The sequence below is a fragment of the Humiphilus diazotrophicus genome (assembly GCF_059726315.1).
In genome coordinates this window covers 5,694,683-5,713,427 of sequence record NZ_AP040870.1, presented here as the reverse complement: position 1 = coordinate 5,713,427, position 18,745 = coordinate 5,694,683, and the positions used below count along the sequence as shown (strand labels likewise).

14 protein-coding genes are annotated in these 18,745 nt (G+C 52.2%); all 14 read left to right on the top strand.

What is annotated here, in order from left to right:
• The 14 genes from AC6I7T_RS23410 (at position 1) to AC6I7T_RS23345 (ending at position 18,692) form a co-directional block, all read left to right on the top strand.
• The gene (locus tag AC6I7T_RS23410) at positions 1–678 is read left to right on the top strand and encodes a VirB8/TrbF family protein (RefSeq protein WP_497790182.1); all 678 of its coding nucleotides are present in this window, start codon (positions 1–3) and stop codon (positions 676–678) included.
• Between the two features lie 5 nt (positions 679–683).
• Entirely contained in the window at positions 684–1,076 is a 393-nt protein-coding gene (locus AC6I7T_RS23405) for a hypothetical protein (RefSeq protein WP_497790181.1), read from the top strand.
• Positions 1,077–1,410: 334 nt separating this feature from the next.
• Positions 1,411–1,824, top strand: coding sequence for a single-stranded DNA-binding protein (locus tag AC6I7T_RS23400; protein WP_497790180.1), 414 nt, complete (start codon positions 1,411–1,413; stop codon positions 1,822–1,824).
• Between the two features lie 73 nt (positions 1,825–1,897).
• The gene (locus tag AC6I7T_RS23395; protein ID WP_497790179.1) at positions 1,898–3,328 is read left to right on the top strand and encodes a DNA cytosine methyltransferase; all 1,431 of its coding nucleotides are present in this window, start codon (positions 1,898–1,900) and stop codon (positions 3,326–3,328) included.
• 587 nt (positions 3,329–3,915) lie between these two features.
• The gene (locus tag AC6I7T_RS23390; RefSeq protein ID WP_497790178.1) at positions 3,916–4,329 is read left to right on the top strand and encodes a single-stranded DNA-binding protein; all 414 of its coding nucleotides are present in this window, start codon (positions 3,916–3,918) and stop codon (positions 4,327–4,329) included.
• Positions 4,330–4,358: 29 nt separating this feature from the next.
• Complete coding sequence (locus AC6I7T_RS23385) at positions 4,359–4,733, top strand: single-stranded DNA-binding protein (RefSeq protein WP_497790177.1); 375 nt, start codon at positions 4,359–4,361, stop codon at positions 4,731–4,733.
• A gap of 69 nt (positions 4,734–4,802) precedes the next feature.
• Positions 4,803–5,111 carry a hypothetical protein gene (locus AC6I7T_RS23380; protein ID WP_497790176.1) on the top strand — a complete coding sequence of 103 codons (309 nt, stop codon included), beginning with the start codon at positions 4,803–4,805 and terminating at the stop codon, positions 5,109–5,111.
• A gap of 2 nt (positions 5,112–5,113) precedes the next feature.
• Positions 5,114–5,356: a hypothetical protein gene (locus AC6I7T_RS23375; protein ID WP_497790175.1), complete on the top strand. Its 243-nt coding sequence runs from the start codon at positions 5,114–5,116 to the stop codon at positions 5,354–5,356.
• Positions 5,353–6,426, top strand: coding sequence for a hypothetical protein (locus AC6I7T_RS23370; protein ID WP_497790174.1), 1,074 nt, complete (start codon positions 5,353–5,355; stop codon positions 6,424–6,426). The genes AC6I7T_RS23375 and AC6I7T_RS23370 overlap by 4 nt, the downstream gene beginning before the upstream one ends.
• Positions 6,423–7,469, top strand: coding sequence for a hypothetical protein (locus AC6I7T_RS23365; RefSeq protein ID WP_497790173.1), 1,047 nt, complete (start codon positions 6,423–6,425; stop codon positions 7,467–7,469). Before AC6I7T_RS23370 ends, AC6I7T_RS23365 begins: the two co-directional genes overlap by 4 nt.
• A gap of 238 nt (positions 7,470–7,707) precedes the next feature.
• The gene (locus AC6I7T_RS23360) at positions 7,708–8,025 is read left to right on the top strand and encodes a hypothetical protein (RefSeq protein WP_497790172.1); all 318 of its coding nucleotides are present in this window, start codon (positions 7,708–7,710) and stop codon (positions 8,023–8,025) included.
• A gap of 16 nt (positions 8,026–8,041) precedes the next feature.
• A complete protein-coding gene (locus AC6I7T_RS23355) occupies positions 8,042–10,078 on the top strand; it encodes a type IV secretory system conjugative DNA transfer family protein (protein ID WP_497790171.1) in 2,037 nt (678 codons plus the stop codon).
• Between the two features lie 17 nt (positions 10,079–10,095).
• Positions 10,096–11,001 carry a TadA family conjugal transfer-associated ATPase gene (locus AC6I7T_RS23350; protein WP_497790170.1) on the top strand — a complete coding sequence of 302 codons (906 nt, stop codon included), beginning with the start codon at positions 10,096–10,098 and terminating at the stop codon, positions 10,999–11,001.
• A 1,142-nt stretch (positions 11,002–12,143) separates the two neighbouring features.
• Positions 12,144–18,692, top strand: a complete 6,549-nt coding sequence (locus AC6I7T_RS23345; protein WP_497790169.1) for an RHS repeat domain-containing protein — start codon at positions 12,144–12,146, stop codon at positions 18,690–18,692.
• The last annotated feature ends 53 nt before the right edge of the window (positions 18,693–18,745 follow it).

Genomic DNA, 18,745 nt, shown 5'->3' with positions numbered 1-18,745 from the left:
ATGGCGAAGACTCCCTATCAAACCACTGAAGCCGGACATCGCTTCCTGGAGCTTTACGCCGAGCCGGTTGTAACAAACACCTATCTAAAGATTGCGCTCCTGGTGCTGGCGGTCGTCTCTCTTACTCTGCTCGCGCTGCTCTATCGCGCCGAAACAGCAGCCGCCCGCCTAAAGCCGCTAATTGTCTCTATCTCTGACGCCGGACGTGGCCAGGTGCAAAGCTATGCAGACCTCTCAAAGATCCCCATTGAGCGTGTCAGCAAGTATTACCTTGCCCGTTGGAGCGCCCTCTACTATGGACGTAATCACACGACCTTACAGCACGACTTTTCCGAGTCGTTGCTCTTTTTCTCCAACGAACTTCAGAGCGCTACGTTGACACAGATTAACAAGCAGAAGGTGCTGGAGACATTCCTGCTCGATCCGGGCTCTGCCAATGTGGACATCGAAATCAAAGCTGTAGTCCTTGAGGATTTGCGCCAGCCTCCTTATCGAGCTCACATCGAGTTCGATAAGGTCTTCCGCTCTCCAGGCGATCAGCAGGAACAGCGCCGGGAGCGATGGACGGCCAATGTTGTTTACAACTTTCGCGACGACGTCCCAAACCAGCTGCTTCTCACTAACCCATTGGGCCTCATCATCACCTACTTTCACGAAGATCAGGCATTCGAGAGTTAAGCATCATGCATCCGAAAAAATCCATTTTACTCTACTGCGCCCAGCCGGAAACTCTTTCCGCAACGGCCTACGCTCTGCGCCTTCACCCGTATGAGGTCGTCGCAATGGAAGATAGCATGTCTGTAGTCTTCTCAGCTGGAGACAGCTGCTCTTCTTTCGCCTGCGTTTTACTCATTCATGAGCAGCAGGGCGATCCGGTAGGACGACTCTTATATCGCATCCTTGAAAACGCCACGCATCTGCCGATTCTGCTGGTAGACCGTGCCGGAGATCTCGCTCCTATCCGCTATGCAGACATTCTGCTTTACGGACGAAATACTTCGATGGCGCATATTCTCGGAGCGCTTCAGATGCTCTTCCGTAAGAGGCCAGTGCCCCAGCCTCGGAGTGTTGCATGAACTTCCTTACATTCATTCCTGTATCCTTCATCCCTGCCCGAACCATGCTCGGACACCCGGTCGGCGCATCTCCCGCGCCACATCACCCCACCGCACAGCAACCGTGCGTCGAGGACCCCGATTCTGCGGCCTTGCCGTTCTGCTTCGTTCGCCGCGGCGAACGCCCTGACGGGTTTCGGCTTTCAAAAAATCTTTCTACAACAAACGCAGAAAGATTTTCCGAACCTTCCGAAAAAGCACGCCTTCGGCCTTGGGAGCGGGGCGTCCTCCCGTCGCTTCGCGCAAGGGTGACCCGAGCACGTTTCGGGCAAGCCCAGTACCGGAGGACACAGCAATGACTCGCAATACGATTTCACTCGTAGGCTCACTGATCGGCAATACCCCGACAACACTGCTTCTCAGTGGTGGACTCACCTACACGACCTTCGACCTCTTCACTCTTGGTTCCTACAGACATCCGAATGGGAAACAAGTCAACTACCACGATGTTCACCACGTCGTCTGTGTCGGTACCCTCGACGCACTTGCCCGTTCTCTCAAAAGTGGCACCGAGTTGGAAGTTGAAGGCGAGTTGCGCACACGCAAGCACACCACATACATCGGCGATCCCACCGAAATTCAAATTGTCCGTTGGCGCAAAGAAGTTGTTGCCACTTCCATTCGTCCACAGAGGAACACCGTAGCAGTGAAACAGGAAGCAGACGTGGACGTTATTCTGATCGCCCTGTACAGGCCCGAGGAATCCTAATCCTGCATTCTCGAGGAGGCTGTGCAGTCACAGCCTCCCCTTTCCCGAATTGTGTGAGGTTTCGTTCAGGCAAATGAGATACCTTTCCGTCTGCTCCGGCATCGAAGCTGTTTCGGTTGCATGGCAACCTCTCGGCTGGCGGCCTGCCATGTTTGCCGAGATCGATCCATTCTGCTGCTGGCTGCTACGCTCGCGCTATCGCGCATCGCGACCTCATTACATGCCCAATCCGCATGATGCCCCTGACAACACAGAGGCAAAACGTCGCGCGGCGGCCATTCGCAACATAGTTTCTCTGCCTGCTGATGGTGACGTGATCAATATAGGCGACTTCACACACCTAGGAGTTAACAATGTGGGATCAATCGACCTTCTGGTCGGAGGAACACCTTGCCAATCTTTCTCCATCGCAGGCAAACGAGCAGGACTGGACGATCCGCGTGGCAACCTCACCATCGAGTTTGCTCGACTTGCTAATCGATTGCGGTCCTTATGGCTGGTATGGGAGAACGTCCCCGGCATTCTGTCAATTGACGGAGGACGGACGTTTGGAGCCTTCCTCCGGATGCTGGTCGAATGCGGGTATGGGATCGCCTACCGAATTCTGGACGCTCAACACTTCGGAGTACCCCAGCGACGGCGCCGCGTCTTCGTTATCGGATATCTTGGAGACTGGCGATCTGCCGCAGCAGTATTGCTTAACAAGTCGTGCCTGTCGGGGAATCCTCCGCCGCGCCGAAAAGCGAGGGAAGACATTGCCCCCACCCTTAGCGCTCGCGCTCATGGCGGTGGCGGCCTTGGAACAGACTTCGATGTCGACGGCGGTCTGATCAGTCACTGCGCATATGGCGGCAATAATACCTCCGGACCAATTGAGGTAGCCACGGCGACAAATGCCTGCCCAAGCGCTTCAGGACGCATTGACTTCGAAACAGAAACCTTCATCGTGCATGCGCTCTCCGGTGAGGGATTCGACGCCTCGGAAGACGGAACTGGGCGGGGCGTCCCCCTGATAACGGGAATATCAAACACCCAAGCCAATGATCCGTCCAGATACGATAGCTCTGACAATCCCAGACTAGCTACATCCGATGACAACCGCATCAATAACTATCTTGCCTTCTCCGCAAAAGATGAAGGCACAAACGCAGACGAGATCGCACCCACATTACGCAGTATGGGGCATAACGCAAGCCATGCCAATGGCGGTGGTCAGATCGCTGTCGCCTTCAGCACTAATCAGCGCGGAGACAACTCCGATCCCGTCAACAGACCACCAAAGTCTCTGTATTCCCCCATGGTGGTGCGGCGCCTAACGCCACGAGAATGCGAACGGCTACAGGGCTTTCCCGATGATTACACTCTGATCGAATACCACGGCAAGCTTGCCGCCGACGGACCCCGCTATAAGGCTCTCGGCAATTCGATGGCTGTCCCAGTTATGCGCTGGATCGGACAACGTATTGCCGCTGTTCACGAGATCGTCTCGAGGAGGCGCTCATGAGCAAAAGGCTGCAACAACAAACGAGACTGACACGCACCTCCCAACCAGACCGGAATGGAAGTCTCCCCCTTGATGCGACCAGTTCGGAATCGGAGCAGAACAGTCCCCCTTCCACCTCCACGGGGAAGCCTGCATCTGAGTTCCTTCGCTTAGCGGAGGAAGGGCGACAATGCGGAGCCTACAGAAACGTATGGTTGATTCTGGAGATGCTTGTCAGCGGCCTGGATCGGCATGCAGCACAGAAAACTCCGTCCCTGTCTTGCGACGAATGCGTCCTTGTGCATGGAGCGCCTAAAGATCTGAGTTTCCGTGGAGGGCCATTTCTCCCGGATTTGTCCTGCTATCACTCGGTCACTCGCTTCGGCGCTTATCCCGCGCCCGGCGGCGCTCGGCGTTCTGCTTCGCCTTTTCGGGCGCCCTGCGGGTTTCGGCTTTCAAAAAATCTTTCCTGCAAAGAACGCAAAAAAGATTTTTCGAACCTTCCGAAAAAGACACGCCTTCGGCACTTGGGAGCGGGGCGCCTCGCGTCGCTTCGCGCATGAGTGTCCCGAGTGACATCCGGACAAATACCAAACAGGAGAAAAACAATGGCACTCTACGAAAACAAAATCGCTCTGAAGGGCTTCCTCGGTAAGGCCGCTCAAACCTTCGCCACCAGACAGGGACGGAGCTTCGTGGTTCTGTCGCTGGCCACCAAGTCCGGCTATAAGGACAAGCAGTCCAAAGAATGGGTCAACCACACTGAGTGGCATCGCATCGTCGCCTTCGGCAAACCCGCCGATTTCGCGAAGAACCTCAAGAAAGGCGACTACGTGGAGGTGGAAGGCGAACTGCGCAGCACGGAGTTTGATTCCGAAATCAGCAATGGCAAGAAGAAGACTTCCGTAAAACGCCGTGGTTGGGAGGTACGCGCCAGCATCGTCAAGAAGCTGGCGCAGCCCAAGAACTCGCAAGAAGAGAATCTCGACTCCGAACCGATCACAGAGGAGGACGCGGCTTAGGCCGCGTTCTCCTCCATTGGAGGTGAGTTATGGCACAACTTTTCGAAAATCGCATCATCTTACGCGGGTTCCTCGGCAGAGACGCCGAGCTCCCCGCCTCGGAAGGCATCAGCGAAGATGCCTATGCTGTACTCACGCTGTGTATGGACTCGGGTGCATGGTGGCACCCGGCAAACGAATGGATTTCTCGCACGGCGTGGTATCGGGTGGTCTGCCCGGGACCGTACTTCTGCGGCTTCACGCGTGGCATGAAGCAGGGTGACTACATCGAGATCGAAGGGACGATTTCGATTCATCACTACGATTCCCCCAACCGGGCCGATCCTGTCTACGAAATCTATGCAACCCAGATTCGGAGATTGGAGATTCCTGTCATAGGCGTCATTGAGACATACAACGGATAACTTTTCGCGGAGAGGTTTGCCCCTCTCCGCTTTTTACCCGTTAGCTGCCTGTTGCGAAGGAAAAGTCCCATGATCGCCAACGCCGTTTTTGTCGCCACGCTTGTCTTTCTCGCGTTGTTCTTCTGGCTGGCACGCGAGTTCGTATTTCTCACACCGTGGCGCTCGCTTATCTTGCACCACTACCTTGGGAGCATCGCGCTTTATTGCGCTCTGATCTTTTCCAACATCCTCGGACTGACTATCTGGATCGAGCGCAAGTTTTTCCTGCGTGATACAGGCCGCAAACTTAAGCACTTCGATCAGGAGATCCATACCGGCAAGAACGAACTTTCCGTCGAAATTTTGTCGCGCTTCCGCGATGAGGAGGAATTGTTTTAGATATGCCATTTGACAACGCACCAATCGACCGCACGCCCGACCTCGTCGCCAAGATTCGCGCCTTGCGCGATGAGGCAGAGGAAAAGATGAACCAGTTCACTCAAGCAGACGACTACAACGTTCGTCGTGTCACCGGGAAAAAACAGAAAACTCCGGAGGAAGCAGCTGCGTCCGCAACTGGAGCCGCAAAGAAGAAGCATGTGAAGCCAGCTCCGGACCAGAGTGATGAAGGAGGCCATCCATGAGAATGGATATTCCTCAGGATCTTCCGCAACGGCGCGAGGTGAAACCCGATCCTCCAAAACCTGACGTCCCCAAGCAGCCAGAACCCAATCCGATCCAACGCCGTTTTCAGGCTCTCAGAAACCGCGCCCGGCAGTATCGGCTCAATCACGCTCCCTCTCGTCGCGATCCATCTCCATCTCTGCGCCAGGAACATGAAGTCCCGAATCGCTCTCGCAAGATCAAAGATCCTCGTCAATCCTCCGATCCGCGACGGACACGGCGCGATCGCCTTCCCTCACAGACCATTGGCATGCAACTCCGTCCCGAAGAGCGAAAAGTAATACTGGAACTTGGCCGCTTTCGCGTTATCCGCACTCGCGACCTTGCTTCCACCCTCTACGACGGCAAAGAACGTAGGCTCGACGAAGACCTCGGCTTCCTGCGCTCCAAGGGACTGGTTGAAACCCGCTACGTCAATCTTCGCCGCGACGGAACGCGGCGTCAGATCGATCGCATTGAGGTCGCCTCACTCACGCGCAATGGACACGCGTGGCTTAAGGAAAATGGCGAAATCCCACAGGGGCAGATGGTGTACTACGGTTTCGTCAAACCACGCGAGATCGAACATGACTCACTTATTTATCGGGCCTATCGCGATGCTGCCCAACGTATCAAGAACGAGGGAGGCACAAACCTGCGCGTAAAGCTGGACTTCGAGATCAAAGCCGAGGTTCAGAAAGACATCTATCGCGCCCGCAAAGCCGATCCCACACGCGACATCATCGAGATCAAGAAGGAAGTTGCAGTAAAGCAGGAACTACCCTTCGTCAATGGGAAAATCCAGATCCCAGATGCCCGCATCGATTTCGATCGTGAGACGGGGGATATACAGAATCAGACACAAAATCAGGGATCGCGCGTCGGCGCCCACGAAGATATCGAGGTACTAACCGCCGCATATCGTCGCGGGCACCTGCGCGCCAAGGCGCAGGCAAGGTTTCGCACTTACGCTTCTGGCTCCGACCGTTCCACTATCACCGCAAAGATCGAAGACGAACACGACATGATGCGGGAAATTCTCGACCTATGACTATCGCTTACGATCCTATTCCGGTATTGCAATCGGCTGGATACACGGAACGCGAGGCCGCGTTCCTGTATCTCGCCGCCCTGCACTCCGGTTACTTTCTCCGTCGTCAGTATTTGCGCTTCATTGAGCGTGGCCGCGGCGCTCTGGCCGCGCAGTTCCTGCGCCGGGCCTTCGCGCTCGGCCACATCCAAAGCATCGCCTGCGGGCAGGCTCGCTTTGTTTATCACATTACATCTATCGAGATGTACGCAGCTGCCGGACTCGGCGCTTCGCACCATCGCCGGCTAAAGAGTGACACAACCATTAAGTCACGTCTGATGGTCTTGGACTTCGTCCTCGACCATCTCGACGCGACATGGCTCGACACGAAAGAATCAAAAGTCACCTATTTCACTGAGGTTTGCGGTCTCAGCAAGTCGATGCTTCCATATTCGCGGGAAGTATCTTTCGCGGAAGAATTTCCTATCCTTATTAGGGAGTATCCCTGCTTCACCTTCTTCGACGAAGGGGCACTTTCCTCAAGCGGCTTTGAAAAATTCCTCCAACGGTATCACTCGCTCTTCTCGTCTCTCTCCCACTTCGAGTTGCTTTACATCTCCGATTCAGAGAGGAACTTCGAGCGCGCTCGCCAAGTCTTCTCTTTGAGACTGGTCGACGGACAAGCTCCCGAAACAACACCATTAACACCCCGTGGCATCGATCATCTGCTCGAATATCTCCGTGCCCGGGAACGAGCGGATTCGGGAAGCTCAACTCTTACTCTGGCCGATCTAGCTGTCCTGCGCGAGGGTGATGAGATCTACACCAGCGCCGAGCACCAGGTAATCTTGGCAGCAGTGCCCGTCAACATCGGGCGAATCCGGCAGCAAGTCGCACGCAGAAAGTTCAGCACAACTGTTCTGCCATATAACTATCCGCTGCATCACTTCAAGTTCGAGAGGCAGTCTAGGCAGGAACATGGGTCTAGCAACGGGTCTACCGGACGGCCTCATTCCAAAAAGGAAACTATGCCACAACAACTATTTCGCGAGGAGGGAGATTAAGGGAAAGTATGTGCCGAGGGGGGAGCGACCCCGGTGCTAAAGCACCTGACGCGACGGCTCCGCCGCGCTGGTCGCTCCCCCTCGGCACTCCTCTTGCAAACTCAGTACCTGAGTTGGTCCCGCATCCGGACCGAAACAGGTACGACTTCAGGTACCGCTGTTGGCCAGAAATGGGACTAGCGTTAGCCGGAAACAAGTATCGACTTAGGCCATCAATTCGGCCGGAAAGGTATCAGCCATGAGTAAATTTAAGATCGAGCATGGAGCCAGCAAGATCAATCTGGTACTCCTCAAGACCAATATCGAGGACTCCATCGCGCAGGACATCGACCTGCTCGCCGAATGGTCGAGCAACGATCGCAAGTACATCGTCAACGAACTTCTGCGCTTTGCCATCTCGCAGGAAGAAGACTTTCTCCGCTATAAGGCCAATCTGGTATCGGCGACAACACAAACCACTCGCAGTGCCAAACCTGTTCACGCTCCGGCCAAACCGGTACCTGATTCGTCTTCTAAGTCCGAATCATCGACAGCCAGCACCACGACACACGCCTGATAAGGAGATCTCGCAGATGCGTTCCTCACCACGTATCCAACGAATCATCCGCCCACTGGTCGCCAACCGTATCCTGCTTGCGTTCGGTCTCAGTAGGGCATGCGGCCTCATTCTTAGCAGCCTCTTCACAATCAAGGAGACCGATCCCCTGCTCCGTCTGATCGCGATCGAGCAACCACACATCTATCTCGGGATTGTCCACAGCTATGGCTTCTTTCTCTACTCGACGCCCTTCCTCTTCTTCTCAATGTGCTTCTCGCTCTTGTACGTTCACCTGTACAAAAGCGAGTTGGAGTTAGTACCGGGCTCGTTGCCATCCTACCCGGATCCCCGTACCCGCAAGGAACTATCCCTGATCGTGGGTGAGATCCATAGCCAGCTTGTTCCCAGAGCCAGCGCCTTTCCTCATTGGCTCACTATTCCGGAACGGGGACTCTATACGGGAATTGCCTGTTTCGGGGCTATCGGGTCTTTCAAGACCTATGGGCTGATCCTGCCTGTCATGCGCCAGCTCTTCGCCTATAAGGCAGACGATTCTCTGCGGAAACTCTCCGGCTTGGTTCTCGAGGTCAAAGGCGATCTCTGCCGCCAGCTCCAGCACATCCTCAAGTGGTGTGGACGCCAAGACGACTACATCGAGGTTTCGCTCCATGGCGATATTCGCTACAACCCGCTGAATAACTCGCTCGATCCCTATGCCCAAGCCTTCAATATCGCCTCCATCATTACCTCTATATGGGGTAAGGGCAAAGAACCCTTCTGGCAGCAGTCCTACACAGATCTTGTCCGCTATGTAATCCTGCTTCATCGAGTGCGCGATGGGTATGTGACTCTAGTCGATATTTTCCGTACCGTCATCAGTGCCGGAGCGCTCGAAGCAATGCTGATCGAAGTTGGTACCCGCTTCAGCAGTACCAGTTATATCGGAATAGACAAGGCTAACTATCGGGACCATGAAGAAGAGCTAATCCGCCTGGACTTTATATGGAACAGGCGGACGGGATTGTATCTGGCCGAATGGAACGAAAGGCTTGAGAAGGTACTTGAGGAGCAAACTTCGATTGAGTTTCTGGTCTTTATCCGTAAACCTCCTGATCCTTCTGCTCACGAACGCTTCCTGAGTGTCCAGTACTGGTACTGGGAGCACTGGAAATTCTTCCGCTCCGAGGTCAAGACTTCGATTATCCAGGGTATCGCGGTCTTTCTGTCCCTCTTCGAGACCGATCCCGAGGTACGCCGAGTCTTCTGTCCACCGAAGGAGCTTTACGATGGCAAGCCCTGTTCTCTCGATCCGCACGGCAAGGTTATGCCTCCCTTCGACGAACTGATTGAAACAGGTAAAGTGGTTGGGCTCAATTTCCCTGTTGCCCTGAATCCCGCCCTTGCCAAGACCATCGGCACCATGATGAAGATTGACTACCAACGAGCCATGCTTCTGCGGATCCCGAAAATGGATGCAGAACCGGAAAATCATTACCGCGCCTCCGTCTTCGTCTGCGACGAGTACCAGAACTTCGCGACTGTCGGTGGCGACAATCCAACCGGAGATGAACGCTTTCTCTCCCTCTCTCGTCAGCCACGTTGTATCCCCGTCGTTGCCACCCAGTCTGTAGCCAGTCTCAAGGATGCTCTACCCAATGAAGGCGTGAAGACCTTATTGCAGGCATTTCGCACTAAGATCTTCCTTACAACCTCCGATCCGGAAACAGCGCGCTACGCATCCGAGCTATGCGGAAAGGAAGATCGCACCCGCATCAGCTATACCCTCTCCGAGACCTCCACGAATGCCAACGTGGGATGGCTTTCGGGACGAACCTCAGCGAGTAAGGGCTCCGTTGCGGCCGCAAAGCAGTACCAGAAACATAAAGAACCGCTTTTCGAAAAAAAAGTCTTCTTCGATCTCAAGAACGCTCAGGCTGTTGCTGTCGTTTTCGATGGTGTGAGTCCGCAACCGCCAACGTATTGCTATCTCAAGCCCGATTTTCTGCCAATCACGATGAACTGGTTCGAACAGGAGAAAATCGACTTCGACCCCAGAAGGATAGTTCCCTAATAAGGAGGGTTATATAAATGAGCTTCGAAATCATCGTTCCGTTCCTTCGCCCGATTCAATCGCTGCTCGAATCGGTCTCCATTTCTGAGATCATGGTCAATCCTGACGGAACTGTCTGGATTGAGGAGAGCGGGCATATCCAGCGTGTGCCCAACATCCATTTCGAGCAGGGATCACTTCTGACGGCGCTGGAAGTGATAGCTAATCGATTCGGGAAGAAACTCGATCCCGACTCCCCTATTATGAATCTTCGTCTCCCGGATGGCAGTCGCCTGGCTGCAGTTATTCCTCCTGACGTGAATCCGGAGCCCATGATGACCATTCGCAAATTTACATCCAGGGACTTCAACTTCCACGACTTGGTCGAAAGAAGAATGCTATCGGAGGTGCAAGCGAAAGTTTTGTCGGATGCGGTCCATCGCGGCGATAACATCCTCATCTCTGGCGGAACGTCCACAGGAAAGACCACGCTGCTCAACGTACTGGCCTCCGCAATTCCGGAAGAGGAGCGCATTCTGGTCATCGAAGATACTGCGGAGTTGAATATCCGCAAACCACATGTCATCCAGCAGGAAGCCCAGATTGACACGCATCGAACTCCCGTCACCTTCGACGATCTGCTGAGAGCGGTGCTTCGCCACAGACCCGATAGGATCATCTTAGGAGAGATCCGAGGAATCGAAGCACGTATCTTCATTGACTCGATGAATACCGGCCACAGCGGCGCACTCGCCACTATTCATGCATCGAGTGCCCAGGGCGCATTACGCCGCTTACGCACGTTACTCATGCGCGGAACTGTATCACTACAGCCGTCCGAAGCCGATGCCGAAATTTATTCTTCGATCCACCATGTCGTCCATATTGCACGTGATAAAGGACAGCGTTCTGTACAAGAAGTATTTTCATTGAGCGTAGGATAACCGCAGCCCCCCTCCCCCCGATATCATCTCAGGAGCACTACTCCTACATTTCCTGCGCAGGCAAACAGATACCAACGGCTTCGGACTGGTGGGAACGACCTTACTATTCGAGGGCATTTGGGCGGTTTGATTATTGATGTACACGACGATCTTTGACGCATCTACGTGGTCTTTGCCAAGTCTGAGTCCAATTACATCGATGCCCCTTCCCCGCTGCAAATCGGCTCTATAGCTATCCGAGAACAGCCTGTCTTGATTGAGAGAAATCATTGCTTCCTCTCCAGGACAAGTTTCCTGAGGCGTGGTTCATATTTCGATTTCCGACGCCGAGATATTCAGGATCTCCCCACCCAAGTGAGCAATATTCGCCCATACCGACATTCTTGGCCGAACGGCGCTTACACTCACATTCACTTCATTTACAAGCGCGCTAGAACGGAATGCAATTTGCGCGTTATGGTGACCTGTATCCCATTCCATTATCGCGATTAGAAGCAAACAAGACTAGAGTTATGCAGGCTCGTGAAATCAATGACTTGCGGCCTTTTAGAAGCAGATGGAGATAGCATTACCGAGGAAACGTGTTAGAGAATGCTGAAAATTATCTTGACAAATCAAGTGCCATCCGTAAACCTAGCATTCTTAACAGCAACGTTTAGTAAGTTCAAGGTTGTTTCCTAGGCTTGCATATAAGGATCGTGATCGTGGAACAAACTGGAAGGCTAACTGTAAAGCTTCTATCCTGCCGAAGACAGCACGTTTCATAAGCTAATCTCGGTTATACAATTTCTTCTTTAAGAAGTACTATACCCTCCTCTTCATGAGAATTGTATGGGTTCAACGTACCATGTATCGAGGGGGAGAGCTGCATGCGTCACGCTGCTTGTCTTGTGATTCTTTTGCGAATAGCCACTCAAGAAACTAGAAGTTAACTGAAGTACCCGTCTGACTGATATTTTCCGATTGAGCAATTCGCGGACAAGGTACAGACGAGAGAGTGCCGCAGATTATTGGCTCGATAACGTCAGACTCTTGATGCTTAAAGTTCAATATAGGCGCCCCTGCTCCTATCAGGGTTACGCATAACTTGTTGGTAGATCAAGCAGGCTTGTGATACTCCGCTGTCCATCCTGGAGGAGCTAGTGAAGTTTACTTTACAGAGTCTTCTGCTTCTTGGGTTATTTGTTTCGGGTCTCTCTTCTCAAAATGTGCTTGCGCAATCCGATCCCATGGCTCCCGACGCCCGCCCGTTTGCTCCGGTCGAAGGTGGTGACATTGACTCCGTGAGTACAATCAACGGAGGATTGCAGATACGCGTGCCATTGTGGACCATCAAACAGCGCGGGAATCTATCTCTAGCCTTTACCCTTCATTACAGTAGTCCCTCTTTTTCAAAAGAACGTGACTGCTCTATTCCTAATAAGGCTTGTGTAGACAGTTATAATTTCCAAGGTTATGGCGTCTTTCTAACCTCCAGTACGGACGTATGGGTTTCGCCAACCGTCTATGCTCCCTCCGGCGTTTTTCAAAGTTTCTACTGGGTGGTTACAACCCCGGACGGTGGTTCTCACAAGATGGCTTCGCTTGGAAGCAATACTTATCGGGCAATTGATGGAACTGGCTGGTTGTTTAACGACCTCACGTTTGTTCTCACAAGCAAAGACGGTGTTAGCTACCATTATCTAGGAGAGAGTTCCAACAGCACTCGAAAATATCCAATTGTTGATCGGCTTCTTTACGTTGAGGATACAAATGGAAACCGTATCACGCTGAACTACACTACGAATACAAGTGGTGGCTTTACTTCCTACGAATTGTCCAGCTACACAGATACCCTAGGACGTACGATTGCGCCACCTCCATCGGGGTTTCCTCCATACATGGGTTTTGGAACCCCAAGCGTGCAAACGAGTGCGACTTCCGACTATAGTGGCTGCAGTGATCCCAATTCTGTTTCGATGGCAAGTATCTGGACACCGCCCGGAGGCTCCCAACCGTTTAAATTCTGCTACGCATATACGCAACTGCATACCAATTTCTTTCGAGGTGCACCTGCGACAAAGGGTAGTTCTCCAACTGAGGTAGAAGAAAATGGCTCGTACGTATTTCTGCAGAGTGTAGTTCTTCCCGACGATACAAAGTGGGGATTTCAATATACCCCGACGGTGACTTCTGATTTCAACTATGGGGAATTGACCCGCATCACTACGCCGGAAGGAGGAACCTTGGAGTATGGGTGGTCGGAGGATTACCGTGCATGCCCTAGCACGAATAAGCAGGATACTTATCGGAGTCAGGTTACCTCGCGCAGTATTGATGCAAACGATGGAACCGGATCTCACACATGGTCTTATACTGGAAGATTTACCGGTTCTATCGGAGCAACTGTTCCGTCCCAATGGGCGGAGACGACCCTGGACCCGGTGGGCAACAAGACAGTCCATACCATCTCGCTGATTTCTGGCGAGTGCACGATGTATGAAACTCAAACCGACTACTATGATGACAAAGAAAACAAGCTACGAACCGATCTAATCAGCTACCAAACACTGCCCATTCTAGATGTTTTCCCATCGGATAAGTTAATCGGTGCCGCCCTTCCTCTATCGCAGACGACGAAGTGGGCTAACGGCACTACGAAGACTGTCTCATTCTCCTATGACACCGGTTTTTCGGCGAGTGGATACACGAAGGCGACGTTCGACTGGCAGAGTGGAACATTCCCGTACGGGAATGTTGTCAGTAAAACAGAATCCGATTTTGGCGCAAATGGTTCTCCAGGAGCCACCTTACGCACAATAAGCACGAACTATTGGGCATTCGGAAACAATACTGCATTGGCATATAACATGCTCGACAGACCGTCGAGTGTTGTCATAACCGATGGCGCTACAGGACTATCGCAGACAACAACCTATGGTTATGATGAATACGGCCTCGTGGCGGGCAATGCCTCCTCGGTTGGCTGGGAGTCTAGTCCTCCAAACGGAAATATTCGCGGAAACCAAACCAGCGTCAATCGTTTCTGGGATACAGCTAATGCGAATTTGAAAACCATCAAAACCTATACGGACACCGGCTTGGTATCAACGGTTACTGAGCCTCCAGACGGAAATATTTCTCCTGGAAGCAAGACCTCTTATAGCTATAGTGGTACGTATAATGGCGGGTTTCCGACGAGCATCACAGACGCTCTAGGACACAGTAGTAATTATTCCTACAACATCGATTCAGGACTCTTGAGCATTGCGACAGATTCGAATAATCAAAGTACAAAGTACTTCTATGCCGATCCGTTGCTTAGGTTGACCTCCGTCACGCACGAGGGTGGTGATCATAATCTTGCTAGCAATGTCGGGTACAGCTATCCTGATGCAAAAACGATGGTGCGTACAGAAGCCCTCAATACTTCGCAGTCACAAACCGATACAACCCGGTATGACGGATTAGGACGTCGGATTCAGACTCAGCACTCCGATCCGGAGGGAGATGTGTATGTCGACACTGCTTACGACGAGCTCGGAAGGAAGCATACGGAAACTACCCCTTATAGGAGCAAGACCGATCAACAGTTTTATGGGGTGACCACCTATACCTATGATGCCTTGGGACGAACTGTTCAGGTCCAGAATCCGGACCTGACGCTCAGTACATTTCAGTATGCAGGGGCCACAACCCTTGCCACCAGCGAGAGCAACGGAACGGTTAAAGGGCAGAGGCTTACGCAGTCAGATGGACTAGAGAGAGTCACCAAAATTTGTGAGATCACCAGTTCGACTCCGACTGCCGGCGGAGATGTACCTGGGGCATGCGGTTTGGAAATTTCCGGTACCGGGTTCCTAACCACTTACGCCCAGACTCTTCGGGGAATGACCGCTGTACATCAAGGAGCTCAGACCAGGTCTTTTGTCTACGATTCATTGAATCAACTTACCGATTCGACCAATCCTGAGGTCGGTCATATCCATTACGACTACGACAATGACGGGAACGTTGTAGCGAAGACGATGCCCGCTCCCAATAGTGTGGCGGGCAGTTCCGATGTGCTTACGGTTCACTATCAATACAACAGCCTGCACCAGCTTACAAAAAAATGGTATGAGGGATCTGGTCCCTCTTCGACAACCCCCACTTCTCACTATAGCTACAGCGAAACGAGTGTGGATGGAGAGACGATCGCGAATCCAGTCAATCGCCTTACTTCAGAATATACAGAGCTGAATGGAACAGTTCAGGCAAAGAGCGTTTATTCCTACGATACAAACGGCAGAATCGCGAGTCATTATCAATGCGTTACAAACTGCGGATCGTACCAGGATGTCGAGTATAAATATGACGGTCAGGGCAATTTAATATCATTAGCTACTCCTCAGATGGGGTATTCCAATAGCTACAATTCAGCCGGACACCTGATTACGGTGACTCCGAATTGGACACCAGATTCCAACCATCCAGCAACGCTTGCCAATTTTCACTACGCTCCAAATGGCGGCTGGAGTTCATCTAGTTTTGGGAATGGAACGGCCGAAACGTACGGCTATTCTCCTCGCTGGCTAAGCAGTATGCAGGTTACCGGTCTTCAAATCATTTCGCCCTCTCAGACTGCAACAGCTACGATTACCATTTCTGGTACCGAAGCTTCTAAACAAGTGCAATCCAGTGTCGCAACGAGTGCAACCGGATCGATATCTATAAGCGGAACAGAGAGGAGTAACTCCCCTGCCACAACCGCGACAGCATCCGTTTCGATCAATGGCGCTGAGCAGTCCAAACAGGTTCAATCGCAAATGGCCACCAGCTCAACAGGGTCGGTCACAATCACAGGGAATCAATATACGCACAAGTCCTGCATAGAGGGAAAGCACTGCCAGACTGTGAGAGATGGAGGTCATGTTACTTTGAATGTGAATGGCTTCCAAGCAATAGCATACTTTGTTCCTAATCCTCCAGAGGATGGTATTTCCGTTGCCACGAAGCTAGCAGCATCGTTGAACGATCCCAATTCTCCAGTGACAGCAACTTCTTCCGGATCTACGGTCACATTTACATCGCGTGTTACGGGTAGCGGCACAAATTATGCGGTCGCGGGGTCCTGGACTACAAATGAAAACGATGGAGATAATACCTACACTCACAGTACAGACTTTACAATTTCTCCTGACTCTCTTGTGATGACAGGTGGGCAGGATACACAATTCCGAACCGTCTATGATTCTGGAGTCGTATCCATTTCGGTGAATGGATACGTGCAAAGTGCCTCTTTCGACCAAAACAGTAATCCTTCTTCAATAGCTTCGGCATTGAGTTCGAAATTCTCTTGCGGATCGGGTTCTCCCGTCAGTGCTATTCCCTCGGGAAACAACATTCTATTTACAGCGTGTAGCTCTGGGGCTGCGGCAAACAGTTATAGCGTGACTAGTTCAGTGAACTTCGACAGTACAAATTTCTCCGGCGCATCGTTCGGGGTTTCAGGAGCGCAATTTGCAGGAGGCAAAGATCAACTCTGGGACCAAGGGACTATCTCCCTGTCACTGCCGGGAGGTTTTGTCGCCAGCGCAAATTATGGACAGGGCGATACCGCAAACTCTATCGCCGGTAAGCTTACTGATGCTTTGAATACAGCAAGTTCTCCCGTCAGTGCGGTGGCTCCGGGAGGAGCAGCAACGATTTCGCTAACAACAAAGGCGACCGGTGCTTCCGCAAATGGGAGTATTCAGATCTCGGTTTCGGGAAACTACTCGGGTTCACCGGACTTTACTGCCGCCAGTGGTGGGCTGGCAGGAGGTAAAGATGCTGGCTGGACTACTGTCTATGACCGAGGAATGGCTAGCCTAGCCATAGGCGGCAATACGGTGTCAGTAAACTATGGACAAGGAAGCAGCGCATCGACAGTTGCAGCACAATTGGTCAGTGTGGTGAACAGTGCGAACTTGGCAGTTTCTGCACAACAGAACGCGACATCTATAACCCTGACTGCAAAACAGGCGGGGGCAGCAGCAAACGGTACTGCGGTTTCTCTCAGTATCTCCACCTCTGATACCAGCGATTTTTCTTCTGCATCCTTTGCAGCGAATCCGGCGAACGGCAGCTTAGCTAACGGCGCCGATACTCAATTCAGTACTGGAACAATCTACAGTTTCAGCCTCCAGCATGAGGACAATGGACAGATTAAGCAGTCCGCCGATTGGGTCAACGGGACCTGGAACTATCATTATGATGACTTCAACCGCCTAGGAGCAGCCGAGAAGGTTGATAGCGGTGGAGCTGCTATTGTAGGGCTCTCGTGGGATTATGATCGCTATGGTAATCGTTGGCATCAAAACTTGACCGCAGGAACTGGAACATCTACTTCGCTCGGCTTTGACACTGGATCGAATCATGCAACTGCGAGTTTGCTATACGATGTTGCAGGCAATATCCGGAATGACACTCGCCATAATTACATCTACGATGCGGAAAACCGTATCTTTCAGGTGGACGGAGGAATCAGCTATACCTACGATGCAGCAGGCCGCCGTGTGGGGAAATCCGATGGAACCGTTTATGTTGTTGGTGCAAGCGGCGTGATCCTGGATGAATTGCGTAGCGGGCAGCTCGTACGTACTGAAATTTATGCAGCGGGGAAACATGTTGGGACCTACAACGGAAGTTCGATCTACTTTTCGCATTATGACTGGTTGGGAACAGAACGTGCACGTACCAATGCAGGCGGGGTGTTGTGTGAGACCATAACCAGTCAACCGTACGGAGATAATACGGTCAGAACAACCCCGGCCAATGCTCCGGCATGTGATCCATCTCCGAATTTCTTTACCGGGAAACAGAGGGATTCAGAATCAAATCTGGATGATTTTGGTGCGAGGTATTTTTCTTCACAATGGGGGCGTTGGATGACCCCCGATTGGTCGGCAACAGTTCAAGCCGTACCCTATGCATCATTCGCAAACCCACAATCATTAAACCTCTATGCTTATGTCGGAAATGATCCAGCTAACGGAGAGGACCTGGATGGGCACTGGCGTTTCGATCATGGAACAGGATGTGGCGGGTATCTATCTCTTTGCGCCTTGATGGGCTTCGATTCCTCTGGCAAAGGGACACCTTACCAGCAAATGGGCCTGGAAGATTATGCTTACAGCAAGAGAGCTGCCAGTCCGAGTGGTGGATCTACATCTCCATCACCGGAAGGCACAACTCCCTCTAGCGCTTCTAAGGATCAACAGCATAAAGCAAAGCATCACAAGCCAAAATCTCCATACCAACCAAAGAACAAGATGGCGAATGTTGTATTCAATGAAACGGGTACCATCCAAGGTGATGCTCAGGCAATCCATGATATGCGAGTGGACACGGCGCATGTGTATATGAACGTCAAACACAAGTCGGCATTTCAAGGCCAGAATGCATTAAGTGCTGGGGATCAGACGGCAATAGCAAATGGTATCAATGTTGCCGCTTACAATGATTCCCTCGGGGCATCGGCGGAGGCGCTGTCCGATCCTTCCGATCCCACGAACGGTGCTATACATTTCTTTGTGCTCGACACGACGCCTGGACGAAACGAAGATGTACCATCCTGGGCTCAGGGAAATGAAATGAAGCTTGGACCCTTTACCGCGGGAGCCAGTGACCGCAGGGCAGATATCCATAAGGGTGATACGATTTATGTCCTTATTGACCAGGGACCGTAGGATTCATCGTCTCGCAAGGAGGCATGTGTGCCGTTACTGGAACTTAATTATCT

Coding starts and splice junctions, on each gene's coding strand:
- AC6I7T_RS23410 (WP_497790182.1), top strand. CDS start 1: ATGGCGAAGACTCCCTATCAAACCACTGAAGCCGGACATCGCTTCCTG.
- AC6I7T_RS23405 (WP_497790181.1), top strand. CDS start 684: ATGCATCCGAAAAAATCCATTTTACTCTACTGCGCCCAGCCGGAAACT.
- AC6I7T_RS23400 (WP_497790180.1), top strand. CDS start 1,411: ATGACTCGCAATACGATTTCACTCGTAGGCTCACTGATCGGCAATACC.
- AC6I7T_RS23395 (WP_497790179.1), top strand. CDS start 1,898: ATGAGATACCTTTCCGTCTGCTCCGGCATCGAAGCTGTTTCGGTTGCA.
- AC6I7T_RS23390 (WP_497790178.1), top strand. CDS start 3,916: ATGGCACTCTACGAAAACAAAATCGCTCTGAAGGGCTTCCTCGGTAAG.
- AC6I7T_RS23385 (WP_497790177.1), top strand. CDS start 4,359: ATGGCACAACTTTTCGAAAATCGCATCATCTTACGCGGGTTCCTCGGC.
- AC6I7T_RS23380 (WP_497790176.1), top strand. CDS start 4,803: ATGATCGCCAACGCCGTTTTTGTCGCCACGCTTGTCTTTCTCGCGTTG.
- AC6I7T_RS23375 (WP_497790175.1), top strand. CDS start 5,114: ATGCCATTTGACAACGCACCAATCGACCGCACGCCCGACCTCGTCGCC.
- AC6I7T_RS23370 (WP_497790174.1), top strand. CDS start 5,353: ATGAGAATGGATATTCCTCAGGATCTTCCGCAACGGCGCGAGGTGAAA.
- AC6I7T_RS23365 (WP_497790173.1), top strand. CDS start 6,423: ATGACTATCGCTTACGATCCTATTCCGGTATTGCAATCGGCTGGATAC.
- AC6I7T_RS23360 (WP_497790172.1), top strand. CDS start 7,708: ATGAGTAAATTTAAGATCGAGCATGGAGCCAGCAAGATCAATCTGGTA.
- AC6I7T_RS23355 (WP_497790171.1), top strand. CDS start 8,042: ATGCGTTCCTCACCACGTATCCAACGAATCATCCGCCCACTGGTCGCC.
- AC6I7T_RS23350 (WP_497790170.1), top strand. CDS start 10,096: ATGAGCTTCGAAATCATCGTTCCGTTCCTTCGCCCGATTCAATCGCTG.